This window comes from Massilia timonae, assembly GCF_001866515.1.
In the GTDB taxonomy this organism is placed as follows: Bacteria; Pseudomonadota; Gammaproteobacteria; order Burkholderiales; family Burkholderiaceae_D; genus Telluria; species Telluria timonae.
On record NZ_JRYB01000001.1, the window covers coordinates 4,015,595 to 4,038,908 of the forward strand.

General features: G+C 66.9%; 19 protein-coding genes. 12 read left to right on the forward strand and 7 right to left on the reverse strand.

The genetic code is table 11. The features are described from left to right. Positions 1 to 60 precede the first annotated feature (60 nt). Genes recC through recD form a run of 3 tightly spaced genes read left to right on the forward strand, consistent with a single transcriptional unit; the run spans position 61 to position 9,018 of the window. Complete coding sequence (gene recC / locus LO55_RS17155; protein WP_071362393.1) at positions 61 to 3,450, forward strand: exodeoxyribonuclease V subunit gamma; 3,390 nt, start codon at positions 61 to 63, stop codon at positions 3,448 to 3,450. Next, complete coding sequence (gene recB, locus LO55_RS17160) at positions 3,447 to 7,109, forward strand: exodeoxyribonuclease V subunit beta (protein WP_071362394.1); 3,663 nt, start codon at positions 3,447 to 3,449, stop codon at positions 7,107 to 7,109. Before recC ends, recB begins: the two co-directional genes overlap by 4 nt. Then, positions 7,096 to 9,018 (forward strand): exodeoxyribonuclease V subunit alpha, encoded by a 1,923-nt coding sequence (recD, locus tag LO55_RS17165; RefSeq protein ID WP_071362395.1) that lies wholly within the window; start codon positions 7,096 to 7,098, stop codon positions 9,016 to 9,018. Before recB ends, recD begins: the two co-directional genes overlap by 14 nt. A gap of 60 nt (positions 9,019 to 9,078) precedes the next feature. Here the strand turns inward: recD and LO55_RS17170 are convergent, their stop codons facing one another. Next, positions 9,079 to 10,029: a serine hydrolase gene (locus LO55_RS17170; RefSeq protein ID WP_071362396.1), complete on the reverse strand. Its 951-nt coding sequence runs from the start codon at positions 10,027 to 10,029 to the stop codon at positions 9,079 to 9,081. 288 nt (positions 10,030 to 10,317) lie between these two features. Continuing rightward, positions 10,318 to 11,337: a sulfate ABC transporter substrate-binding protein gene (locus LO55_RS17175; RefSeq protein WP_071362397.1), complete on the reverse strand. Its 1,020-nt coding sequence runs from the start codon at positions 11,335 to 11,337 to the stop codon at positions 10,318 to 10,320. 204 nt (positions 11,338 to 11,541) lie between these two features. Between LO55_RS17175 and LO55_RS17180 the strand changes: the two genes are divergently transcribed. The 4 genes from LO55_RS17180 (at position 11,542) to LO55_RS17195 (ending at position 13,763) form a co-directional block, all read left to right on the forward strand. Next, on the forward strand, positions 11,542 to 12,066 hold the full coding sequence (locus LO55_RS17180) for a GNAT family N-acetyltransferase (protein ID WP_071362398.1): 525 nt from the start codon (positions 11,542 to 11,544) through the stop codon (positions 12,064 to 12,066). Between the two features lie 187 nt (positions 12,067 to 12,253). Then, a complete protein-coding gene (locus LO55_RS17185; RefSeq protein ID WP_005667332.1) occupies positions 12,254 to 12,871 on the forward strand; it encodes a YcbK family protein in 618 nt (205 codons plus the stop codon). A gap of 124 nt (positions 12,872 to 12,995) precedes the next feature. Beyond that, positions 12,996 to 13,286 (forward strand): DUF378 domain-containing protein, encoded by a 291-nt coding sequence (locus LO55_RS17190; RefSeq protein ID WP_005667333.1) that lies wholly within the window; start codon positions 12,996 to 12,998, stop codon positions 13,284 to 13,286. Next, positions 13,287 to 13,763, forward strand: coding sequence for a metallophosphoesterase family protein (locus tag LO55_RS17195; RefSeq protein WP_083415389.1), 477 nt, complete (start codon positions 13,287 to 13,289; stop codon positions 13,761 to 13,763). A 12-nt stretch (positions 13,764 to 13,775) separates the two neighbouring features. Here LO55_RS17195 and LO55_RS17200 read toward each other — a convergent pair whose 3' ends face one another. Continuing rightward, positions 13,776 to 14,675, reverse strand: coding sequence for an alpha/beta hydrolase (locus tag LO55_RS17200; RefSeq protein ID WP_229410166.1), 900 nt, complete (start codon positions 14,673 to 14,675; stop codon positions 13,776 to 13,778). Between the two features lie 130 nt (positions 14,676 to 14,805). Here LO55_RS17200 and LO55_RS17205 point away from each other — a divergent pair, with 130 nt between their 5' ends. Then, on the forward strand, positions 14,806 to 15,207 hold the full coding sequence (locus tag LO55_RS17205) for a hypothetical protein (protein WP_071362399.1): 402 nt from the start codon (positions 14,806 to 14,808) through the stop codon (positions 15,205 to 15,207). Between the two features lie 4 nt (positions 15,208 to 15,211). Here LO55_RS17205 and LO55_RS17210 read toward each other — a convergent pair whose 3' ends face one another. Then, positions 15,212 to 16,168 (reverse strand): SMP-30/gluconolactonase/LRE family protein, encoded by a 957-nt coding sequence (locus LO55_RS17210; protein ID WP_071363835.1) that lies wholly within the window; start codon positions 16,166 to 16,168, stop codon positions 15,212 to 15,214. 154 nt (positions 16,169 to 16,322) lie between these two features. Here LO55_RS17210 and LO55_RS17215 point away from each other — a divergent pair, with 154 nt between their 5' ends. Together LO55_RS17215 and LO55_RS17220 are read left to right on the forward strand one after the other, a co-directional pair. After that, positions 16,323 to 17,435: a Gfo/Idh/MocA family protein gene (locus tag LO55_RS17215; protein WP_071362400.1), complete on the forward strand. Its 1,113-nt coding sequence runs from the start codon at positions 16,323 to 16,325 to the stop codon at positions 17,433 to 17,435. 59 nt (positions 17,436 to 17,494) lie between these two features. Further along, entirely contained in the window at positions 17,495 to 18,310 is an 816-nt protein-coding gene (locus LO55_RS17220) for a transporter substrate-binding domain-containing protein (RefSeq protein ID WP_071363836.1), read from the forward strand. Between the two features lie 70 nt (positions 18,311 to 18,380). Here the strand turns inward: LO55_RS17220 and LO55_RS17225 are convergent, their stop codons facing one another. The 3 genes from LO55_RS17225 to LO55_RS17235 all read right to left on the reverse strand — a co-directional run bounded on the left by LO55_RS17225 (position 18,381) and on the right by LO55_RS17235 (position 21,553). Beyond that, complete coding sequence (locus tag LO55_RS17225) at positions 18,381 to 18,755, reverse strand: hypothetical protein (protein ID WP_071362401.1); 375 nt, start codon at positions 18,753 to 18,755, stop codon at positions 18,381 to 18,383. Between the two features lie 122 nt (positions 18,756 to 18,877). Next, positions 18,878 to 19,867 carry an alpha/beta hydrolase gene (locus LO55_RS17230; protein WP_071362402.1) on the reverse strand — a complete coding sequence of 330 codons (990 nt, stop codon included), beginning with the start codon at positions 19,865 to 19,867 and terminating at the stop codon, positions 18,878 to 18,880. A gap of 9 nt (positions 19,868 to 19,876) precedes the next feature. Further along, positions 19,877 to 21,553: an electron transfer flavoprotein-ubiquinone oxidoreductase gene (locus tag LO55_RS17235; protein WP_177185540.1), complete on the reverse strand. Its 1,677-nt coding sequence runs from the start codon at positions 21,551 to 21,553 to the stop codon at positions 19,877 to 19,879. A 205-nt stretch (positions 21,554 to 21,758) separates the two neighbouring features. On the opposite strand from LO55_RS17235, the gene LO55_RS17240 reads away from it, so the two are divergent. Continuing rightward, positions 21,759 to 22,535 carry an SDR family oxidoreductase gene (locus LO55_RS17240; protein ID WP_071362404.1) on the forward strand — a complete coding sequence of 259 codons (777 nt, stop codon included), beginning with the start codon at positions 21,759 to 21,761 and terminating at the stop codon, positions 22,533 to 22,535. Between the two features lie 24 nt (positions 22,536 to 22,559). Further along, positions 22,560 to 22,979, forward strand: a complete 420-nt coding sequence (locus LO55_RS17245) for an acyl-CoA thioesterase (RefSeq protein WP_005667348.1) — start codon at positions 22,560 to 22,562, stop codon at positions 22,977 to 22,979. Positions 22,980 to 23,314: the final 335 nt, after the last annotated feature.

A 23,314-nucleotide genomic window follows, 5' to 3' on the forward strand; every position in this document is an offset into this window, starting at 1 on the left:
GGCCTACCGCGAGCGGACCAAACACGGTATGCTGTGGACCCGACCGTTCGAGCTTCACGCATGCCTTCCCCGATCACCCCCGGCCTCCTGATCCTTCATGGCAACCAGATGGAGCTGCTGCGCAGCGCCGTGTTCGACTGGCTGCGCAACCATCCGCTCGGCCCCCTCGAAGAAGAGATCTTCCTGGTGCAATCGAATGGCGTGGCCGAATGGCTCAAGATCGCGCTGGCCGAGGAGATCGGCGTGTGCGCCGCCACCCGGGTGGCGCTGCCGGCGCGCTTCATGTGGGAAGCCTATCGCGGCATGCTGGGCCGCGAGCGGGTGCCGACCCGGGCGCCGTTCGACAAGGATCCGCTCACCTGGCGCCTGATGCGCCTGTTGCCCACGCTATTGCAAGAGGACGGCTATGAGCCGCTGGCGCGCTTCCTGGCCGACGGCGACGCCGAGCGCCGCCTGCAGCTGGCCGAGCGCGTGGCCGACCTGTACGACCAGTACCAGGTCTACCGCGCCGACTGGCTGGCCGATTGGGCCGACGGTCGCGACCAGCTGCGCCGCGCCGCCGGCTCATTGGGCGATGAAGCCGTGCCATTGGCCCCGGACCAGCGCTGGCAAGCCTGCCTGTGGCGTGCGGTGCACGCCAGCCTGGACGAATCGCAGCGCCACAGCGGACGCGCGACCATCCACCGCCAGTTCCTGGCCGCGATCGAGTCCGGCCAGGCGCCTGCCAGCCGCCTGCCGCGCCGCGTGGTGCTGTTCGGGATGTCGACGCTGCCTTACCAGACCTTGCAGGCGATCGCGGCGCTGTCGCGCCACACGCAAGTGCTGTTCGCGGTGCCGAATCCGTGCCGCTTCTATTGGGGCGACATCATCGACGGCCGCGACCTGCTCAAGGCCGCGCGCCGCCGCCAGCCGCAGCGCGGCGGCGTCGACCTGGGCGCGATCCCGATCGAGGAGCTGCATGCGCACAGCCATCCGCTGCTGGCGAGCTGGGGGCGCCAGGGGCGCGACTTCGTGCGCATGCTGGACGAATTCGACAACCAGGACCGGAGCGAAGAAGAGACTGCGCCGCTGAAGGTCGACCTGTTCGCCGACGACGACGGCGCGACCTTGCTGGGGCAAGTCCAGGCCGCGGTGCGCGACCTGCTGCCGCTGTCCGAGCATCCGCGCGTGCCCCCGATGCCGGATGACCGCTCGATCGAATTCCACGTCACCCACAGCGTGCAGCGCGAGGTCGAGGTCCTGCACGACCAGCTGCTGTCGTGGTTCGCGCAAGACCCGAGCCTGCGGCCGCGCGACGTGGTGGTGATGGTGCCCGACATCGACGCCTTTTCGCCGGCGATCCACGCCGTGTTCGACCAGCATCGCCAGAAGGACTTGCGCCGCATCCCGTTCGAAATCGGCGACATGCGCGACCGCAGCGTCAACCCGCTGCTGGTGTCGCTCGAATGGCTGCTGCGCCTGCCGCAGCAGCGCTGCCGCCAGAGCGAGGTGCGCGACCTGCTCGACGTGCCGGCCGTGGCGCGCCGTTTCGGCCTGGGCGACGACGACCTGGCCATCCTGGGCCGCTGGATCGAAGGCGCCGGCGTGCGCTGGGGCCTCGACCACGAGCACCGCGCCGGCCTGGGCCTGGGCATGGCGGGCGAACAGAATGCCTGGATCTTCGGCGTGCGGCGCATGCTGCTCGGCTACGCCAGCGGCGCCGGCGCCAGTTTCGCCGACATCGAACCCTACGCCGAGGTCGGCGGACTGGATGCGGCGCTGGCCGGCGCGCTGGCGCAGCTGGTCGATTGCCTGCTGAATTGGCGCGCCCAGCTCGACACGCCGCGCACGCCGGCCGCGTGGGGCGAGGCGGCGCGCGAGATGCTGTCCTGCTTCTATGCCGCCAGCGACGAAGCCGACCGCCTCACCCTGCAAAGCCTGAACGAAGGCCTGCAATGCTGGCTCGAGACCTGCGCTGCGGCCGGCTTCGACGAACCGGTGCCGCTGGGCGTGCTGCGCGAAGCCTGGATGAACGAACTCGACCAGCCGACCCTGAACCACCAGTTCGTCTCGGGCGGCGTGACCTTCTGCACCCTGATGCCGATGCGCGCGGTGCCGTTTCGCGTGGTGTGCCTGCTGGGCATGAACGACGGCGACTTCCCGCGCCGCGCGCGCCAGTCCGACTTCGACCTGCTGGCGCTGCCCGGCATGGCGCGTCCGGGCGACCGTTCGCGCCGCGACGACGACCGCTACCTGATGTTGGAGGCCCTGCTGGCGGCGCGCGACAAGTTCTACGTCAGCTGGGTGGGCCGCAATGTGCGCGACAACAGCGAGCAGCCGCCGTCGGTGCTGGTGTCGCAGCTGCGCGACTATCTCGCCGACGGCTGGAGCCTCGACTTGCATGGCCTGACGACCGAACACGCGCTGCAGCCTTTCAGCCGCGTCTATTTCCAGCAGGGCGGCCTGTTGACCTATGCCGGCGAATGGCGCCTGGCCCACGGCGCCGAGCAGCTGGAAGGGGGCGACGCCTTGCCGCCTTTCGAGCTGGAAGCCGACTTCGTGCTCAAGCTGGGCGAACTGGCCAGCTTCCTGCGCCAGCCGGCGCGCTACTTCTTCCGCCGCCGCCTGGGCGTGGTGTTCGCCGACGCCGCCCAGGTGGGAGAAGACGAGGAACCGTTCGCGCTCGACGCGCTCGAACGCTACCAGATCGAGGACCACCTGCTGGACGACAGCGGCGAACCCGAGAAGCTGCACGAGGTGCGCGCCACGCTTGCCACGCGCGCCGAGCGGCTGGCGCGCGAGGGCGTGCTGCCGATCGGCCTGATGGGGCGCCTGTGGCAGGAGCAGCTGGTCGAGAGCCTGGCGCCGGTGCGCACCGAGTGGCTGCGCCTGGGCGCGCGCTTCCCGGAGGCAGCCCCCAAGCAGGCGCTCAGCCTGGATCTGGACGGCATCGTGCTCGACGACTGGATCGACCGCCTCAGGAGCGACGGCGTCGAGACCGCGTGGCTGATGCAGCTGTCCTCGAAGGTGCTGGACCGCAGCGGCCGTCCGCGCGGCGACAAGCTGATCGCTCCCTGGCTGCGTCAACTGGGGAGTAGCGCGGCCGGCCATCCGGTGGCCGGCTACCTGGTCGCGCGCGACGCGGTGCTCGAGATGGCGCCGCTGGGTCAGAAGGAATCGCTGCAGGTCCTGCGCGACCTGGTGCGGCTGTGGCGCGCCAACCTGGACGCGCCGCTGCCGGTGGCCTGCCGCACCGCGCTGGCGCAGCTGGCCGAGGGCGACCCGCGCGCGACCTATGACGGCGGCTTCGAGCTCCGTGGCGAAGTCGACGACCTTTGCCTGGCGCGCCTGTGGCCCAGCTTCGAGGCGCTGTGCGACGCGGGCGGTTGGCCCGAGCTGGCCGAGGAATTGTATGGACCGCTGGCGCGCTGGATGGATGGCGCCGTCACGGTCAAGGAGTTGTCCGCATGAGCAGCAAACTCGAAGCGATCCGGTTCCCGCTGCACGGCTCGCGCCTGATCGAGGCGTCGGCCGGCACCGGCAAGACCTGGACCATCGCCGCCCTCTACGTGCGCCTGGTGCTCGGCCACGGTGGCGACGCCGCCTTCGTGCGCCCCTTGCTGCCGTCCGAAATCCTGGTGATGACCTTCACCCGCGCCGCCACGCGCGAGCTGGCCAACCGCGTGCGCGAGCGGCTGGTGCAGGCGGCGGCTTACTTTCGCGGCGAAGCGCACGAACAGGATTCTTACCTGGACGAACTGGCCGAAGCCTATGCGCCGGGCAGCGAACGCAGCATCGCCGCGCACCGCCTGATGCTGGCCGCCGAGACGATGGACGAGGCGGCGATCTTCACCATCGACGCCTGGTGCCAGCGCATGCTGCGCGAGCACGCCTTCGACAGCGGCAGCCTGTTCGACGAAGAACTGGTGAGCGACGAGCGCATGCTGTTCGAGGACGCCGCCCACGATTACTGGCGCCAGCACGTCTATCCGCTCGGCGCGCAGAACCTGGCCATCGTGCTGGATACCTGGAGCGACGTCGAGGCGCTCAAGGGCAGCGTGCGCGAACTGGTGCAGCGCGGGCCGCTGCTGGGCGAAGTGGCGCGCGAGCCGCTGGGCAAGCAGGTGGCGCGCCTGGCCCAGGCCCAGCGCGAGGAGCTGGCGCGCCTCAAGCACGGCTGGGTCGAACGCGCCGACGCGATGGAGCGCTGGATCGCTGGCCACCGCGAACGCGCGCCCAAATGCTTCAACGGCAACAAGATGCGCGCCGATTCGCTGGTCAAGTGGTTCGAGGCGCTGCGCGCCTGGGCCACGGACCCGGCGCGGCACATGCCGGACCTGAGCGACACCGCCTGGAAACGCCTGACGCCGGACGGCATCGTCGACGCCTTCAGCAAGGACTTCAGCGCCGAGGTCCCGGCCTGCTTCGACGGCACCGCCGCGCTGCAGGAAGCCTTGGGCGCGATCGATCCGATCGCCCATGCGCTGCTGCGCCACGCCGCCGGCCACATTGGCGCGCGCATGCAGGAACTCAAGCGCCGCAACCGCCAGTTCGGCTTTGCCGACATGCTCGAACGCCTCAAGCTGGCGCTCGAAGGCGAGAACGGCGCGGCGCTGCGCGAACGCATCGTGCAGCAGTATCCGGTGGCCATGGTCGACGAATTCCAGGACACCTCGCCCGACCAGTACCGCATCTTCGACCTGCTGTACCGGGTAGGCGCCAACGATCCGCAGCAGGGGCTGTTCCTGATCGGCGACCCCAAGCAGTCGATCTATGGCTTCCGCGGCGCCGACATCCACAGCTACCTGTCGGCGCGGCGCGCCACCACCGGACGCCACTACCAGCTCGACACCAATTACCGCTCGACGGCGGCGCTGGTGGGGGCGGTCAATGCGCTGTTCCTGCACGCCGAAGGTGGCGACGGCCGCACCGGCCATGCGCAAGCGGCGTTCCGCTTCCGGCGCGGCGACGACAATCCCCTGCCGTTCGAGGCGGTCAAGGCGCGCGGCCACAGGGAGCGCCTGGTTGGCGTCGAGGGCGACGGCGAGATCGAGGCCATGTCCGTGTGCACCACCTGCGACGACCTCAAGGCCGAGGACTACCGCAGCTTCTTCGCCCACCACTGCGCCGAGCACATCGTGCGCCTGCTGAACGACGAGCGGGTCGGCTTCCGGGATGAGCAAGACGGTGGTTTCCGGCGCCTGATGCCGGCCGATATCGCGATCCTGGTGCGCGACCGGCGCGAGGCGGCCGCGGTGCGCCAGGCGCTGGTGCGGCGCAAGGTGGCCAGCGTCTACCTGTCCGACAAGGATTCGGTGGTCGAGAGCGAGGAAGCGGCCGACGTGCTGCGCTGGCTGTACGCGGTCGCCAATCCGCTGGACGGCGCGCTGGCGCGCGCCGCCTTCGCCACCCGCACCGCGGGCCTGCCGATGGGCGAACTGGCGCGGCTGTCGAGCGACGAGCTGGCGTGGGAGCGGCGCGTCGAGCAACTGAAAGCCCTGCACGGCGCCTGGCAGCGCCGCGGCGTGCTGGCCATGCTGCGCACCTTCATCCACGAACTCGGGCTGCCGGCGCGCCTGCTGGGCGAGCCGGGCGGCGAACGGCGCCTGACCAATCTGCTGCACCTGGCCGAACTGCTGCAAGAGGCCAGCGCCCAGCTCGAGGGCGAGCAGGCCCTGATCCGCTGGTTCGCCGAGCAGATCGAGGGCCTGGGCGCCGGCGGCGACGAGCGCGTGCTGCGCCTGGAAAGCGACGCCGAGCTGGTCAAGGTGGTGACGGTGCACAAGTCGAAGGGCCTCGAGTATCCGCTGGTCTACCTGCCGTTCGCGGTGACCGCGCGCGCGACCAACCGCCGCAACCGCGCCTTCTTCGAATACGTGGACGATGCGGGGAGCCGCCGCCTCGACCTGGCGCTGTCCGACGAAGCGCTGGAGGCGGTCGACCGCGCCCGCATCGAGGAAGACCTGCGCCTGCTGTATGTGGCCCTGACCCGGGCGCGCCACTTCCTGTGGCTGGGCGCGGCGGCAGTGGCCGGCACGCGCAAGGGCGAGAACCGGCTGCACGAATCGGCGCTCGGCTATCTGCTGGCCGGCGGCGCGCCGATCCCGGCCGACGGTTTGCGCGCTCGCTTCGAGGCGCTGGCCGGCGCGGGGGGAGGCATCGCCTTGCGCGAACTGGAGCGCGAGGACGGCGTCACCATGCTGGCGCGCCAGGATGCGCGTCCCGCGCTGCTGGACGCGCCGGTGTACCGCGCGGACTTCGAGAAGGATTGGTCGATCGGCTCGTTCACCTCGCTGACCCGGCATGCGGTGGCGCCGCCGCCGACGCCGATGCGGGCCCAGGAACAGACCCTGCTCGAGGAGGCGCCGCAGGCGCCGCTACCGCCGCGCATCGACGACGTCGCCTGGCACCGCTTCCCGCGCGGCTCGGTGCCGGGCAACTTCATGCACGAGCAGCTCGAATGGCTGGCGCGCGAAGGTTTCGACTGTCTCGACCAGCCGCATTGCGAGACGCGGCTGGTGCAGCGCATCGAGCGCGCCGGCTGGAGCAACCGGCTCGAGGACGCGCTGACCTGGCTGCGCGCGATCGTCGACACGCCGCTGCCGCCGCTGGGCGCCGCGCTGCGCGCGCTGCAGGGTGTGCTGCCCGAGATGGAATTCTGGTTCCCCAGCGAGCGCCTGGCGCTGCCCGCGCTGGACGCGCTGTGCCGCGCGCACCTGTTGAACGGCATCGAACGGCCGGTGTTGCCCGAGCGCGACCTGCACGGCATGCTCAAGGGCTTCGCCGACCTGGTGTTCGAGCACGAGGGGCGTTACTGGGTGCTCGACTACAAGACCAATGCGCTGGGGCCGAACGACGCCGCCTACAGCCAGGCGGCGATGGAGGCCGGCATGGCCGAACACCGCTACGAAATCCAGGGCAGCATCTACCTGCTGGCGCTGCACCGCCTGCTGCGCGCGCGCCTGGGCGAAGCCTACGAGCCCGAACTCCAGCTGGGCGGCGCGATCTTCATGTTCCTGCGCGGGATCGCCAACCCGGACACGCGCGGCTGCTGCGTGCTGGCGCCCGACCTCGAACTGCTGGACGAGCTGGAACGATTGCTGGACAAGGAAAAGCATGGGCAAGACTGAACCGCATATCGACGCCCTGTGGCATGAGATCGGCAATCTGACCGAGGCCGGCGAGCTGCGCCGCCTGTCGAGCGCCTTCGCGCGCTTCATCGCCCAGCTGGGCGCCGCCCCGCCGCCGCTGGTGCTGGCGGCGGCGATCCTGTCCGAGCTGGAGGGCCATGGCCACAGCTGCGTCCAGCTGGCCGACCTGGCCGCCGGCCCGGCGGCCCTGCTGGGCTGGAGCGAGGAGCAATGGGCGCAGCTGGCGGCCGCCGCGGCGCCGCTGCCGCGCGGCGTGGCGGGCTGGCGGAAGCTGCTGGCCGGCTGCGAGCAGGTGTGGGTGCGCGAGGAGTTCGACTACGACCAGCCGCTGGTGCTGGACGGCGAGCGCCTGTACCTGCGCCGCTATTGGCGCGACGAGACCCAGGTCGCGCGCGCCGTGCGCGAACGCGCCGAGGCGACCCACCCGGTGGACGCGCGCCTGGTGCGCGCCTGGCTCGACAAATTGTTCGTGGCGGCGCCGGGCGCCGGCCAGCCCGACTGGCAAAAGCTGGCCTGCGCCGTGGCCCTGCGCGGTGCGGTCGCGATCATCACGGGCGGCCCCGGCACCGGCAAGACCTATACGGTGGCGCGCCTGCTGGCGCTCCTGTTCGCGACCGCGCCGGACGCCGCACGCCAGCGCGTGGCCCTGGCCGCGCCGACCGGCAAGGCGGCCGCGCGCCTGAAGCAGTCGATCGACAAGGCGCTGGGCGAGCTGGCCGACCGCGTCGGCGCCGAGCTGCCTCTGCGCGAGCTGACCGCGCGCATGGGCGCCGCGCGCACCCTGCACAGCCTGCTCGGGGCGCGGCCCGACACCCGCGCCTTCGCCCACCACCGCGGCAATCCGCTCGACGTCGACGTGCTGATCGTCGACGAAGCCTCGATGGTGCACCTCGAGATGATGGCCAGCCTGCTCGACGCGCTGCCGCCGGGCGCCACGCTGATCCTGCTGGGCGACAAGGACCAGCTGGCCTCGGTGGAGGCGGGCGCCGTGCTGGGCGACCTGTGCCACGATGCGCAGGCCGGCAACTACGACGCCGACACCATCGCCTATGTGCGGGCGGCGAGCGGCGAGGCGATTCCGGCGGAATATGCGGGCGAGGGCGGGGCGCTGGCCCAGCAGACCGTGATGCTGCGCCACAGCCGCCGTTTCGGCGGTCCGATCGGCCAACTGGCGCTGGCGGTCAATGCCGGCGACAGGGCGCGCGCCGAGGAAGTCCTGCGCGCCAGCCTCGATGGCGTGCGCTGGATCGAGCACGCGCAACCATCCCAGTTGCTGCAACTGGCCCATGCCGGTTACGCGCCGTATCTCCAACTGCTCAAGGACGGCGCGGCGAGCGACGAGGACTGGGTGCGCCAGGTGCTGCAGAGCTTCGAGACCTTCCGCATCCTGTGCGCGGTGCGCGACGGCGAGTGGGGCGTGTCGGGCCTGAACGAGGCGATCGAAAAGCGCCTGCAGGCGGGCGGCCTGCTGCGCCGCGGCGCCGAATGGTATGTAGGGCGGCCGGTGATGGTCACCCGCAACGACTATTCGACCGGCGTGTTCAATGGCGACATCGGCGTGACCCTGCCTGATCCGGCGCGTCCGGGCGCGCAGCGGGTGTATTTCTTGGAGGGCGACAAGGTGCGCAGCGTGCTGGCCACGCGCCTACGCAACGTGGAGACGGCGTTCGCGATGACGGTGCATAAATCGCAGGGTTCGGAATTTCGCCACACGGTGCTGGCGCTGCCGCGCGAGGTCAATGCCATCCTGACGCGTGAGCTGGTGTACACCGGCATCACGCGCGCCAGCCGCGAATTCACGCTGGTGACCCCGAGCGGCGAGGTGCTGCGCGAGGCGATCGCCAGCCGCACCCACCGCACCAGCGGGCTGCGCGAATTGGTGGCGTAATCAGGGAACGCGCAATGACGAAGGGGCCTCGCGGCCCCTTTTGTCATTACATCGATGATCTCAGTCGCGGCGCTTGCGCGTCGTCTTGACCTTGGCCTTGACGCGTTTCTTGGTCACCTTGGCCTTCGAGGCTTTCGACTTGGCGCGGGCCTTGGCCTTGGAGCCGCCGGCGCTGGCCTTGATGCGCGGGCCGCCCGCGGCGCGCGCCACCCGGCTCACCGGCTCGTCGCCGGTGATGAAGCGGCGGATGTTCAGCGCGTCCATGATGCGCGCCGACGAGGCGCCGGCGTTGAGCAGCACCAGGGTCGCCTTCTTGCCGGCGGCGGTGATGTTCATGATCAGGCAGCGGCCGGCCTCGTTGGTGAAGCCGGTCTTGGACAGGCCGACATCCCAGCCCTTGGCGCCGACCAGGCGATTGGTGTTCCGGAAATTCACGTCGCGGCCCTTGATGTCGAACACATCCGTGGTCTCGGTTGTCATGTGCACGATCTCGGGATACCGGGTCGAGGCCTTGGCCATCTTGACCAGGTCGCCGGCAGTGGAGCGGTTGTGCGGAGACAGTCCGGTGGGCTCTTCGATCACGGTATGGGCCATGCCCAGCTGCCGGGTCTTGTTGCGCACGGCGGTCTTGAAGGCGTCATTGCCACCAGGGAAGGTGCGGGCCAGGGCGGCGGCGGCGCGATTGTCCGAAGACATCAGGGCAAGGTGGAGCGCATCGCGGCGCGTCAGTTTGGCGCCGACGGCCACGCGCGAGCTGCTGTACTTGAGGCGGTCGACGTCCGCGCTGTCGATCTCGATCGTCTCGTCCATGTCGAGCTTGGCATCGAGCACCACCATCGCCGTCATCAGCTTGGTGAGCGACGCGATCGGCATCACGGTATCGGCGTTCTTCTCGAGCAGGATCTTGCCGGTGTCGTCTTCCACCACGAGCACCGATTGCGAACCGAACGGCACGGCGAATGCCGCAGCCGAAAAGGTCATCAGGACCGTTGCGAACAGTTTCTTGATCATTCTTTGTCTGGAATCTGGGGTTGAGGTTGAACGTCGGGGCGCCGGGCGGCGCAGATCAACATCTATCTCTAGAGCAACTAGAGTAAGGACAATATCATCCATCCCAGCTGCATGTCTATGGCGCACGAGCAAATTCCCCTATGGGAAGCCATTTTTTGTCGGAAATGTGACGCTGGCGATTCGCGAGATTAACAACTCATGTCACATAGAAATGTCGAGTGACTAATTTGCGTGCATATTAAACAAACAGCCCTGCGCGCGGCAGGGCTGTCTGGAATCAAGCGGCGTTTACTTCGCCTGATAGATCTTGTCGAATTCGCCGCCATCGTTGAAGTGGCGTTTCTGGGCCGCGCTCCAGCCGCCGAACACCTCGTCCACGGTGAACAGGCTGATCGGCTTGTAGTTGGCCGCGTACTTCTTCATGACCGCTTCCGAGCGCACGCGCATGAAGTGCTTGGCGCCGATTTCCTGTCCCGCCGGCGAGTACAGGAAGTTCAGGTAGGCGGTGGCCGGCTGGCGGATCTTGAGGCGGTCGACCACCTTGTCGACCACGGCCACCGGCGACTCGGCCAGGATCGACGTGCTCGGGTAGACGACTTCGAAATCATTGCCGAATTCCTGGCGCACCATGCTCACTTCGTTCTCGAAGGTCACCAGCACGTCGCCGATCTGGCGCTGGGTGAAGGTGGTGGTCGCGGCGCGGCCGCCGCCGTCCAGGATCGGCACGTTCTTGAAGATCCTGGCGACGAGGTCGCGCGCCTGGGCTTCGTTGCCGCCTTTCTTGATCACCGAGCCCCAGGCCGCCAGGTAGGTATAGCGGCCGTTGCCGGCGGTCTTGGGATTCGGGATGACGACGCCCACGCCCGGACGCGCCAGGTCTTGCCAGTCGCGCACCTGCTTCGGATTGCCCTTGCGCACCAGGAACACCATGGTCGAGTAATACGGCGCTGCATTGTTCGGGAACTTCTTGGCCCAGTCTTTTGCCACCAGGCCACGGTCGGCCAGCATGTCGATGTCGTTGGCCTGGTTCATGGTCACCACCGACGCCGCCAGGCCATCGGCCACGGCGCGCGCCTGCTTGCTCGAGCCGCCGTGCGATTGCTTGATGGTGACAGTCTGGCCGGTCTGCTGCTTGTACGAGGCGATGAAGGCCGGATTGACTTCCTTGTACAGCTCGCGGGCCACGTCATAGGACACGTTCAGCAGTTCGGCGTTGGCGGCGCTGGCATACAGCGGCAGCGCAGCGCCGGCGGACAGGACCAGGGCCATGAGGGAGCGGCGCAGCGCGTTCGGGGTGGTGTTGCGCATGGTTGTTTCTCGCTTTGAAAGTGATAGTGACAGAGTGCATGTTCCCTAATCCACGCAGCGAACGGAACGATAGTTTCGTCATATCCTTATACGGCGAACGCGTTTGACCGCGCCGCCAGCAGGGTCTCTCACTTTAGGTGTATAGTCGAGGTCGTGCGATGCCCCGTCATCGTTCGTTCATGTCCGTTTCCAAGTAGATGATTGATGTCCACGCGTATTGAAATCCGCAGGGCTGTCCCTGACGATGCAACGGCTGCCTGCAATCTGCTGCGCCGTTCGATCGAAGAGGGCTGCCGCGCCGACCACCAGGACCAGCCGGGCGTGCTCGGCGCCTGGCTCGGCAACAAGACGCCGGCCAACGTCGTCACCTGGTTTTCCTCGCCCACCAATTATGCGGTGGTGGCCGAGAGCGAAGGCGAACTGGTCGGCCTGACCCTGTTGACGCAGGCCGGCAAGGTGGCGCTGTGCTACGTGCTGCCGGACGCCTTGCGCTGCGGCGTCGGCCGTGCGCTGCTGGAAGCGGTGGAACAGCAGGCGCGCGCCTGGAACATCAGCAAGCTGCACCTGCACAGCCCGGCGGGCGCGAGCCTGTTCTTCGAGCGCCACGGCTATATGAATGCCGGGAAAGAAAAAGCCTGCTTCGGCCTCGAATGCGACCTGCTCTGGAAGCGCCTGGACGGCGCCTGCGATCCGGCGGCGCGCAAGCGCTTCTGCAACTGCGGCGAATAAGACCACGGCCACCACACCTCCTGCGTGGTACGAACGCGTGGAGGATTCGGTCCAGTGGACCGAATCACGAGCCGTCCACCCCACGCAACAAATCGATAACATCTGCACGCTTCGTGCACTCTTCTGCATGCTAGTCGGATACGCTATAGTACGCGCTATCGCAATTGTCGAGTAACGGATCCGCCCCATGGCTTCACGCAGAGATTTCCTTCACCATAGTGCCCGCCTGGCCGCGCTGGGCGCACTCGGCGCGCCGCTGGCCGCCGTCGCCACCGACCTCCAACCGCCTCCCGACCTGTTCGATTCGCAAGCGCTGGACCTGGATTTCTGGGTCAAGCCGCGCACCCTGTCCGTGACCCGTCCGGCCAGCGGCGAACGCGCCAGCGTGCTGTACTGGAAGGATGGCGAAGTCATCGATTCCGCCTACGAGCAGCTGTGCCACCTGCTGCGCGACGTGAACGGCAAGGCCACCGCCAAGATCGATCCCAAGCTGCTCGAGATGCTGTGGAGCACCCAGGCCTTCATCGCCCGCTACGGCTTGCTGCAGCCGCTCGAGATCCTGTCCGGCTACCGCTCGCCGGAATCGAACAAGCGCTTGCGCGAAGCGGGCATCCCGGCCGCGCGCCAGTCGCTGCACATGGTGGGCAAGGCGGCCGACATCCGCATCGCCGGCCTGAACGAAGAAGTGCTCGGCGGTCTGATCAAGAGCTTCCGCGGCGGCGGGGTCGGCTACTATTACCGCTCCGGCCCGCGCGGCGGCTGGATCCACGCGGATACCGGTCTCGAGCGTACCTGGAAAGGGTGATTCGCAGGGGCGGTTCGTGACCCCGCCGATGCGTGCGAAGGTGTCCGGTAACTTGGGATAGTATTGTTGTCAAGTGCCGGGGCAGGACGCCCTGGCTGTCCCACGTCTTTCCAAGGAGGCTGTGATGGCAACAATCAATGCACCAACCATGGACCGCCGGTCCATCCCCGATCGCCGCGTCAACGTCCACGCGCGCGAGCGTTCGGCCATGTCCGCCGTCGACTATATCGCGATGGCGCTCCTGATCATCGGTGGCCTCAACTGGGCCATGGTCGGCCTGTTCGACGTCGACATGGTCGCCACGTTGTTCGGTCCCGACACCGCACTGACCCGCATCGTCTATGTGGTGGTGGGCCTGGCCGCGCTGTATTCGATCTATACCACGGCCAAGATGGCCAGCAGCAAGCGGCACTGAATGCCGATCCGGCCCGTGCGCATCGGCTTGATTTCCGACACGCACGGGCTGCTGCGGCCGCAGGCGCTCGATTTCCTGCGCGGCAGCGACCACATCCTCCACGCCGGCGACGTCGTCGGCGCGGCCATCCTCGACCAGCTTGCCGGGCTGGCGCCGTTGACCGCCGTGCGCGGCAATAACGACCACGGTGACTGGGCGCAAGCCTTGCCCGAGACTGCCACCGTCACCCTGGGCGGCGTCACCATTCACATGCTGCACGACCTCAAGGAACTCGCCATCGATCCGGCTGCGCAGGGCGTGCGCGTGGTCGTGGCGGGGCATTCGCACAAGCCCGCCTGCGAGGAGCGCGGCGGCGTGCTCTACGTGAATCCCGGCGCCGCTGGACGGCGGCGTTTCACCTTGCCGGTCTCGGTCGGCGAGCTGCTGGTCGACGATGGGCAGGTTGAGGTGCGGCTGGTCACGCTCGACGTGCCGTAAGCGAGCGCGGCCTCATTTCTTCTGCGTAGCCAGGTAATCCCGCAAGCCGTGGGTGACGACCATCGGCAACACGCTGGCATGGTCTTCGTCGGCGAACACCTTCAGGCGGGTACGCAGGTGCTGGTAGCCGCGGCCCTTGAGCGTCGCGTCGAATTCGCGCAGGTCGGCCACCATGTCCGCATCTTCTTCCGCACGCGAGCGCTTCTTGCCGGGGGGCAGTGTCTCCAGGCTGCCGATGCCGAACAATACGCTGGCCGGCAAATCCTTGTTGCGCGCGGCATAGGCTTGCTCGCGTTCGAACATGATGCCGGCGTCGAACCACAGCGAGGGGCTGCCGAGGATATAGTGTTCGAAGCTGCGCGGCGCGTCGAACATCATCTGCAGGCCGAGCAGGCTGCCGTAGGAGTGGCCGACAAAAATCTTGCGGTTCATGTCGGCGCGGTAATGCCGGGCGATGAAGGGGAACACTTCGCCGCTCAGGTAGCGGCCGTAGGCCGACGCTTCGCCGAAGGCAGGCGCGCGTCCCGGCATGTCCGAGCGGTAGGCGTGCTTGCGCGGGGTGGTCGGCGTATAGTCGCGGCGGCGGCTGAAGACGGCGGCGTCGCCCTTGGCATACGACAGGCCGACGACGATGGCTTCTTCCATGCCCGCATGCCGGCTCAGGCGCGAGGCGATATTGCGCACCACCGGAAAGGCGTAGTCGGCGTCGACCACGAACACGACCGGGTAGGCGCGCTTGCTCGTGGCGTAGGAGTCCGGCAGGGCCACATAGACCTGGTAGTCGCGTCCCAGGGTGCTGGCGCGGACGTCGCGGACCTCGGTACTGGCCAGGACATAGGGTGGCGGGGCGGCAGGCGCGGCCGTCGCCGGCATGGACAGCGACAGGACGAGCGCGGCGAGGAGTGCTTTCACCTTTGGAACCTTATTTATTGTCGTGCAAGCATTGTCACACAGCTAGATTCGGCAGGAAAGCACTCCCAGGGCCGGGCGCGGGCGCCCGAAATCACTTAAGATAGGGGCCGTTTCTTCAACCGCGCAGCAGATGACCCTCCCGTCCGACCAACCCCGTTTCAAACCCCGCCCCTGGACGCCCCTCGAGACGCCGCAGGACGTCGAACTCTGGATCGACGAACACAATGCCGCGATGCAGGAGCTGATCCGGCCGCAAGAGACCGGCGTCGGCATCTGTTTTCATTTGGCCGAGGGCGGCACGGTGCACATGCAGACGACCGAAGACGCGATCGTGCTCGACGTCGACGATGACGCCGCATGGATCGCGCCGCTGATCATGGCCGCCACCGGCGCCGAGCAGCCGCGCGGCCACTATTGGCTGCTGCCGGACGACCGGCTGGTGCAGCTGATCCTCGGCCTGTCGATGCTGGTGCAGAGCACGACGCTGGTGACCGGCCACAATTTCGGGTCCGCCGGCCGCCGCGCCTGGTAAACACTCAGTAGGGCAGGCCGGTCACGTCCAGCCGCAGCTGCCACACGGCGCCGGCGCCGGTGATGTACAGGGTCTTGCCGTCGGCGCCACCGAAGGCCACGTTGGTGACGTTGGCGTCGGTCCGGATCGTCGCCAGCGCGCGACCCTGCGGCGTGAACACGCGCACGCGCTTCGCTCCATGCTCCGTCACGTACAGGTTGCCATGGCAGTCGAGCGTCATGCCGTCGCCATTTTCGATGCCACGGATCACATCGTGGCCCGGCTGCGGCATGCCGTACCTGATCGGATAGGCGCGCACCGCGCCGTCGCTCGCGTTCACGTACAGGGTGTCGCCGTTCAGCGAGAGCGCGATTCCGTTCGGATTCCTGCGCGTGCCGTCGACCAGCGTCACGGCGCCATCGGGCGCGATGCGGTAGATGCCGGTCACCGGCTGGCCCCCGGGCGCCGCGGCCTTCTGGTAATCCGGGTCGGTGAAGTAGATCGTGCCGTCGGCCGCGATCGCGATGTCGTTCGGCGAATTGAAGACTTGTCCCCCGTAGCGCGTGGCCACGTCCGCACGTTGGCCGGTCGCGATGTCATAGCGCGACATGGCCTTGTGCTTGTGGGTGGCGGCGACCAGCGCGCCGCCGGCGTCGACCGCCAGGCCGTTGCTGCCGGCGTCCTCCAGCGCCGTGCTCACGGTGCCGTCGGGCGAGAACTTGCGCACGCGCGAAGGAAAGCCTTCGCTGAAACCAAAGTCCGAAAAGTACAGCGCATCCCTGATCCATACCGGGCCCTCGTACAGGCCCGGCTCGCCGCGCGATGGCTTGATCGCGGCGATCCGTTCGGCCTTCAGTTCGCCCGACGGCGGCTTGCCGCTGCAGCTGGTCGCCGCGGCAGCTGCCGGCACGACGAGCGCTACGCTGGCCGCGAGCAGGACGCGCACGAGATGGGCGTAGCGGAATGGATGGGATCGGGTCATCAATATGGTCTCCTTGTGCATGCTGGATGGCGCGCTGTGTTAACGCTACCATTTCAATTGAATCAATTGTATCCTTACTAAGGAAGCGATGGTAACCCGCCGCGCCGCCGGACCGGCACGGTATTCGAACGAAACATTCTGCAAGGAGACCTGAATGATCGACCTGAATCGGCGCGGCCTGGTCATGGCCGCGGGTGGTGTGCTGGCGGCCGGCGCGGTGGGCATGCCGGCCTGGGCCAATCCCGAACGCAAGCTGGGCTATGCGATCGTCGGCTTGGGCGGTTATGGACTGGGCCGCATCATCCCCCAGTTCAAGGAATGCCGGCACAGCCGCCTGGTGGCGCTGGTCAGCGGCGATCCGGCCAAGGCGAAGAAAGTGGCTGCGGAGTATGGCGTGCCCGAACGCGGCATCTACAATTACCAGAACTACGACAGCATCCGCGACAATCCCGATATCGACATCGTCTACATCTGCCTGCCCGTCTTCATGCATGCCGAGTACACGATCCGCGCGGCCCAGGCCGGCAAGCACGTGATGTGCGAAAAGCCGATGGCGGTCAGCGTGGCCGAATGCGAGCAGATGATCGCCGCCTGCCGCAAGGCCGGCAAGAAGCTGATGCTGGGCTATCGCTCGCGTTTCGAGCCGCACAACGTCGAGGCGATCCGCCTGGCGCGCACGGGGGCCATCGGCAAGCTGCGTTACTTCCGCTCCGAACACGGTTTCGTCGCGCGTGACCCGAATACCTGGCGCATGAAGAAGGCGCAATCGGGCGGCGGTTCGCTGATGGACATCGGCATCTATGCATTGCAGGCGGCGCGCTACATGACGGGCGAGGAGCCGGTTGCCGTGTTCGCCAAGGAAACCACCGACCGCAGCGACCCGCGCTTTAGCGAAGTCGAAGACATGATCGACTTCCAGCTCGAATTCCCGTCCGGCGTCATCGGTTCGTGCATGTCGATGTACAGCGCCAACCGCAACCAGTTCGTGCTGATGGGCGACAAGGGGCGGATCGAGCTGGAGCCCGCCACCGCCTACAGCGGACAGCGCATGTGGGTCGGCGGCGAGCGCAGCGACAAGACCCTGGTCACGCCGCCACCGGGACCGTATGCCAACCAGTGGGTCGGCCAGCTCGACCATATGGCGCAATGCGTGAAGGACAACCGCGAGACCATCGTGCCGGGAGAAGAGGGCTTGCGCGACATCCGCATCATCGAGGCCGTTTACCGTTCAGCGCGCGAACAGAAGCGAATCGGCCTAAGCGGCTAGCCACCGGTGCTGTTTATCGGTTATAAAGTGCCATTGACCGTAGTGCAGGGTAAATGTCGATGTACGAGGTAGTATCAAAGGAGCGGCGGCGCCGGTGCGTGATTGGCGCAGTGACGGCGGCATTGGCCGCCAGCCTGCTGCCGGTTGCACATGGCGCCGACCTGATGAGCCAGGCCAGGGCCCGCGGCGTCCTGCGCATCGCCGTCGAGGGCACGTATCCGCCCTTTAATTTCAAGGATCCGAAAAGCGGCCACCTGACCGGCTACGACGTCGAGGTCGCGCGCCTGGTCGCCACCGGGCTGAAACTCAGGCCGCAGTTCGTGTTCACCGAATGGAGCGCCATCCTGCCGGCCGTGGCGTCTGGCAAGGTCGACGCCGCCATCAGCCAGGTGATCATCACGCCCGAGCGCGAGCAGGTCTTCGACTTCTCGGTGCCCTACACCTACTCGGGCTTCCAGCTGATCGTGCGCAAGAACGAACGCGCCACCTACCGCAGCCTGGGCGACCTCAAGGGCCGCAAGCTGGGCGTGCGCCAGGGCAGCGTGTTCGAGCAGCAGGCGAAGGAAGTGAACGGGATCGAGGTCAGGAGTTACCCGGCCGTGCCCGAGAACCTGCAAGACCTCGCCTTCGGCCGGATCGATGCCTCGCTCGACGACAGCCTGATGGTGAGCTACCTGTTGAAGAATTCGGCCCTGCCGATCAAGGCCGGGCCACGGGTCGGCAAGGATGCGCGCATCGGCATCGCCATGCGCAAGGGCAATCCGCGATTCAAGGCGGCGGTCGACAAGATACTGAATGAAGCGCGCGCCGACGGCACGCTGCGCCGGCTGTCCGTCAAGTGGTTCGGCGTCGACGCCAGCAGCGCCACGCGCTAGCGGCGACCGACGTAGACGATAACAGGCGCGGCCCGCGTTGCGGGCCGCGCCATGCGTGGTCGATGCCACGTCAACGGTTCTCGTCCTGCTTGCCGTCCCAGCCGCTCGTCTGGTCCATTTGCCGGGACGCGTTGCCCAGCGACCCACGGTGACGACTGTCGAGGTCGGCGTTCAGGTCGTCCAGTGCCGGGGTTCCGCCCGAGGCATGCTGGCCGCCTTTCTGCTGGCTCTGCCGTTGTCCACCGGCGCTTGGCTGGTTGCCGCCGGCTTGTTGCTGACTGCCTTGTTGCTGGATACTGCGGTCTTGCTGCAGGCCGGCATCCTGCTGCTTGCCGGCGCTCTGTCGATTACCGGCACTCTGGCCGGCGCGGCTTGCCGCCGATCCCATCTCGTCCAGCTCTGGGTAGCTCGGCGCTTTATCGCTATGTCCTTTGTTTTCACCCATATACGACTCCTGGCACTGGTGTCTGGAAGACCCATGCTACGCCGATGGACGTCTCCGCCAATCAGAGGATTGGTGGAGGCTTCGTAGGATTTGTCAGACAAAGTCAGCAGTGAGCAGGGGAGTCAATGCGCCGCCGGGATGATTTCCTGCCGGCGCAGGAAGGCCTGGATCTCGCCGAAGATGACCACCTGCTGCTCGAGGCTGAAGCCACCATGGCCGCCGCCCTCGACCGTATGCAGCACATTGCTCACGCCTGCCTTGTCGAGCGCGCTTTTCAGGCGCACGCCATGGGCATACGGCACCAGCTTGTCGGCATTGCCGTGGACCGTGAACACGGCCGGCCCGCCGCGGCGCACATGGCTCAGCGGCGACAATTCCCTGGCCAGCGCGGCGCGCCCCGGCAGGCTGCCGAACCAGCCCACCGCATACGAGCGGATGTTGGGGCCTTGCAGCATGTCGGCCACGTCGGTGATGCCGTACCAGTTGACGACGGCCTTGACCTTCGGCGCGGCGTTCTTGTATGGCCCGCTCCAGCTCCCTTCGGTGAAGGCGCACTGATTGGCGAAGGGCGAGTCGGCGGGGATCATGGCCGTGGCCAGCGCCAGGTGGCCGCCGGCCGAATCGCCGGTGGTGACCACCCGCTCCAGGTCGAAGCGGTAACGCTCGGCATTGCGGCCCACCCATTGCAGCGCGCACAGCGTGTCTTCGACGGCGGCCGGGGCCAGCGCCACATTGGCCAGGCGGTACTGGACGTTGACGACGGCAAAGCCCATCTGCAGATAGGGCAGGGCTGCCAGCGCGCGGCTTTCGCGGTTCCCCGCCACCCAGCCGCCGCCATGGAAGTTCAGCACCACCGGCAGGCGGGCAGTGCTGTCGCGCCAGGGACGATAGACATCGAGCTTGAGTTCCTGCCCGCTCGCGCGCAGGTAGGTGATGTTCGGCTCGACCGCCATCTCGTGGCTGAGCAGGACGGCGGTGTGGAATGGACCTTGCGCAGCGGAGTCCGGCGCAGCGCCGTCCTGGGCCAGGCTGGACGCGCAAGTGAAAGCCGCGGCCAGCAGGCAGGCGACCTTCACGGCATGCAATCGGTGGTGCAGCGTGATGGTCGCCATGGGCGCTCCTTACATGTTTGGATAGTTGGGGCCGCCGCCACCCTCGGGCGTGACCCAGACGATGTTCTGGGTCGGATCCTTGATGTCGCAGGTCTTGCAGTGTACGCAGTTCTGGGCATTGATCTGCAGGCGGTCGCCGCCATCCTCGCGCTTGACGAACTCGTACACCCCGGCCGGACAGTAACGCTGTTCCGGGCCGGCATACTTGGCCAGGTTGACGTCGACCGGCACGCTCGGATTCTTGAGCGTCAGGTGGATCGGCTCGTCCTCGCGGTGGTTGGTGTTCGAGATGAACACCGACGACAGCTTGTCGAAGGTCAGCTTGCCATCCGGCTTCGGATAGGCGATCGGCTTGTAGTGCGAAGCTGGCTTGAGGCATTCATGGTCGGCGTGCCGGTGGTGCAGGGTCCATGGCGCCTTGCCGCGGAACACGATCTGGTCGATGCCGGTCATGATCGTGCCCAGGACCAGGCCCTTGCTCATCCATGGCTTGAAGTTGCGGGCGATGTGCAGCTCTTCGTGCAGCCACGATTGTTCGAAGGCGGCCGGGAAGGCGCTCAGCTCGTCGCCTGAGCGGCCTTCGCCCAGCGCCGCGAAGGCGGCTTCGGCCGCCAGCATGCCGGTCTTGAGCGCGGCGTGGCTGCCCTTGATGCGGCTGGTGTTCAGGAAGCCGGCGTCGCAGCCGATGAGCGCACCGCCCGGGAACACGGTCTTCGGCAACGATTGCAGACCCCCGGCGGTGATGGCGCGCGCGCCATACGAGATGCGCTTGCCGCCTTCGAAGAAGCCGCGGATGTCAGGGTGGGTTTTATAGCGCTGGAATTCCTCGTACGGCGACAGGTAGGGGTTCTGGTAACCCAGCCCCACCACATAGCCGACCGCGACCAGGTTGTTTTCCAGGTGGTACAGGAAAGAGCCGCCATAGGTGTCGTTCGGCAGCGGCCAGCCGGCCGTGTGGATCACCAGGCCCGGCTGGTGCTTGGCCGGGTCGATTTCCCACAGCTCCTTGATGCCGATGCCATACGTTTGCGGGTCCTTGCCCTTGTTCAGGTCGTACTTCGCCATCAGCTGGCGGCCGAGGTGGCCGCGCGAACCCTCGGCGAAGAAGGTGTATTTGGCGTGCAGTTCCATGCCGAGCTGGAAGTCTCCGCCGGGCTCGCCTTCGCGGTTGACGCCCATATTGCCGGTGGCTACACCCTTGACCGAGCCGTCCTCGTGGTACAGGATCTCGGCCGCCGGGAAGCCCGGGAAGATTTCCACGCCCAGGCTCTCGGCCTGCTGGCCCAGCCAGCGCACGACGTTGGCGAGCGAGACGATGTAGTTGCCGTGGTTTTTCAGCGCCGGCGGAATGGCGAACACGGGCGTCGAGAACGACTTGGTTTCGGTCAGGAACATGACACGGTCTTCCGTGACCGGCGTATTCAGCGGCGCGCCTTTTTCCTTCCAGTCAGGAATCAGTTCGTTCAGCGCACGCGGATCCATCACCGCGCCCGACAGGATATGGGCGCCCAGCTCGCCGCCTTTTTCCAAGACGCAGACCGATACTTCCTGGCCTTTTTCTGCAGCCAGCTGCTTGAGCCGGATCGCCGCCGCCAGGCCGGCGGGGCCGCCGCCGACGATCACGACGTCGTATTCCATGGCTTCGCGCGGTCCGTATTGTTCGAGGAGGTTGGTTGTCTCTGTCATGGTTGTTGGTGTGCTCTTAGTGAGGCAATTTTGAAAATAGCACGAGTGTGCGGGTTTTTGTTGTTGAATGCAACTTGGGCGCCATTGTAAAGGCAATATTAGATGAGGCAATCTAATACTGGACATTTGTGGGATCATTATGCTTTCGCAATCAGAACCTGACAGAGGGGTTCTTGGCCGGCACGACAGCATTGGGGAGCGGGACGTGGGAATTGAAGTCAATTTCGAAGGAAAGATTGCAATGGTCACCGGCGCGTCGAGCGGACTCGGCGCGCGCTTCGCGAAGGCGCTGGCCGGGGCCGGGGCCCAGGTCGTCCTGGCCTCGCGCCGGGTCGAGCGCCTGAAGGAATTGCGCGCCGAGATCGAGGCCGACGGCGGGGCCGCGCACGTGGTGCGCCTCGACGTCACCGACCTGGGCAGCATCAAGGCGGCGATCGCGCACGCCGAGACCGAGGCCGGCCCGATCGACATCCTGGTCAACAACTCCGGCGTCTCGTCGACCCAGCGTCTGCTCGATGTCGGCGAAGACGACTATGGCTATATCATGGACACCAATCTGCGCGGCGCCTTCTTCATGGCCCAGCAGACGGCCAAGCGCATGATCGCGCGCGCCAAGGGCGACCCGCGCAAGCAGCACCGCATCGTCAACATCGCCTCGGTCGCGGGCCTGCGCGTGTTGCCGCGCATCGGCGTGTATTGCATGAGCAAGGCCGGCGTGGTGCAGATGACCAAGGCGATGGCGGTGGAGTGGGGCAAGTACGGGATCAATGTGAATGCGATCTGTCCCGGCTACATCGCCACCGATTCGAACGAGGATTATTTCGACACCGAGCCGGGCCGCAAGCTGATCGAGATGTTGCCGCGCAAGCGGCCGGGAAAGCCGGAAGACCTCGACGGGCTGCTGCTGCTGCTGGCGGCGGAAGAAGCCCATTTCATCAATGGCGCCATCATCACGGCCGACGACGGGATGACGGCGCAATAATTTTTTGGGAAGCAGAGACAGGGAATGAGTAGCAAGAAGTTGGTTCATACCATGCGCATGCCGATTCGCTGGGGCGATATGGACGCCATGGGGCATGTCAATAACACGAATTATTTCCGCTATATCGAGTCGGCCCGCATCGCCTGGCTGGAACAGGTGGGCGGCCTGCCGGATTCGCGCGACGAAGGGCCGGTGATCGTCAATGCCTCGATGAATTTTCTCAAGCAATTGACCTATCCCGGCGATATCGAGGTGCGCACCTTCGTGGCGCCGCCGGGACGCTCGAGCGTCGAGGTGTCGCACGAAATCCGCCTGATCGGGGCGGACGGCGAACCGGGCGACCTGCATGCCGACGGCGTGGCCAAGGTCGTGTGGGTCGACTTCAAGCTCGGCAAGTCGGCGCCCTTGCCGGAATCCCTGCGCGCCGGGCTCCCGACCGCGTAAAACGAGACCGCGCAGCATCGTCTTCGGCCGTCGCGCGCGATCGCCGACGGGTTCGCGGTCGCGCGCCGAGGCCATGCCGGCCTCGGCGTTCCAGCGCCCGACCGGCCCCGCCACCCCTGCGCAATCGTGGCAGCGCGACGGTACGACGGGTGTTATCGAACGCGCGTCGCAATCGCCGAAATTCAATCAGCTCTTCCCATTCAGCCGCGTCATGGCGTGCATCGCTGCATGTCATCCACGATCGACGAGCATGGTTCAACTATTTGTTCGATATCTCGCTATCGCTGATCGACGGATACGGCTGTGAATAAGTCTCTGTATGCTGTATTAATGGC

What these genes read in the sequence shown, in the direction of transcription:
- recD (WP_071362395.1), top strand. Translation starts at nt 7,096, where the DNA reads ATGGGCAAGACTGAACCGCATATCGACGCCCTGTGGCATGAGATCGGC.
- LO55_RS17175 (WP_071362397.1), bottom strand. Translation starts at nt 11,337, where the DNA reads ATGCGCAACACCACCCCGAACGCGCTGCGCCGCTCCCTCATGGCCCTG.
- LO55_RS17195 (WP_083415389.1), top strand. Translation starts at nt 13,287, where the DNA reads ATGCCGATCCGGCCCGTGCGCATCGGCTTGATTTCCGACACGCACGGG.
- LO55_RS17185 (WP_005667332.1), top strand. Translation starts at nt 12,254, where the DNA reads ATGGCTTCACGCAGAGATTTCCTTCACCATAGTGCCCGCCTGGCCGCG.
- LO55_RS17180 (WP_071362398.1), top strand. Translation starts at nt 11,542, where the DNA reads ATGTCCACGCGTATTGAAATCCGCAGGGCTGTCCCTGACGATGCAACG.
- recC (WP_071362393.1), top strand. Translation starts at nt 61, where the DNA reads ATGCCTTCCCCGATCACCCCCGGCCTCCTGATCCTTCATGGCAACCAG.
- LO55_RS17230 (WP_071362402.1), bottom strand. Translation starts at nt 19,867, where the DNA reads ATGGCGACCATCACGCTGCACCACCGATTGCATGCCGTGAAGGTCGCC.
- LO55_RS17215 (WP_071362400.1), top strand. Translation starts at nt 16,323, where the DNA reads ATGATCGACCTGAATCGGCGCGGCCTGGTCATGGCCGCGGGTGGTGTG.
- recB (WP_071362394.1), top strand. Translation starts at nt 3,447, where the DNA reads ATGAGCAGCAAACTCGAAGCGATCCGGTTCCCGCTGCACGGCTCGCGC.
- LO55_RS17170 (WP_071362396.1), bottom strand. Translation starts at nt 10,029, where the DNA reads ATGATCAAGAAACTGTTCGCAACGGTCCTGATGACCTTTTCGGCTGCG.
- LO55_RS17225 (WP_071362401.1), bottom strand. Translation starts at nt 18,755, where the DNA reads ATGGGTGAAAACAAAGGACATAGCGATAAAGCGCCGAGCTACCCAGAG.
- LO55_RS17235 (WP_177185540.1), bottom strand. Translation starts at nt 21,553, where the DNA reads ATGACAGAGACAACCAACCTCCTCGAACAATACGGACCGCGCGAAGCC.
- LO55_RS17245 (WP_005667348.1), top strand. Translation starts at nt 22,560, where the DNA reads ATGAGTAGCAAGAAGTTGGTTCATACCATGCGCATGCCGATTCGCTGG.
- LO55_RS17205 (WP_071362399.1), top strand. Translation starts at nt 14,806, where the DNA reads ATGACCCTCCCGTCCGACCAACCCCGTTTCAAACCCCGCCCCTGGACG.
- LO55_RS17220 (WP_071363836.1), top strand. Translation starts at nt 17,495, where the DNA reads ATGTACGAGGTAGTATCAAAGGAGCGGCGGCGCCGGTGCGTGATTGGC.
- LO55_RS17210 (WP_071363835.1), bottom strand. Translation starts at nt 16,168, where the DNA reads ATGACCCGATCCCATCCATTCCGCTACGCCCATCTCGTGCGCGTCCTG.
- LO55_RS17190 (WP_005667333.1), top strand. Translation starts at nt 12,996, where the DNA reads ATGGCAACAATCAATGCACCAACCATGGACCGCCGGTCCATCCCCGAT.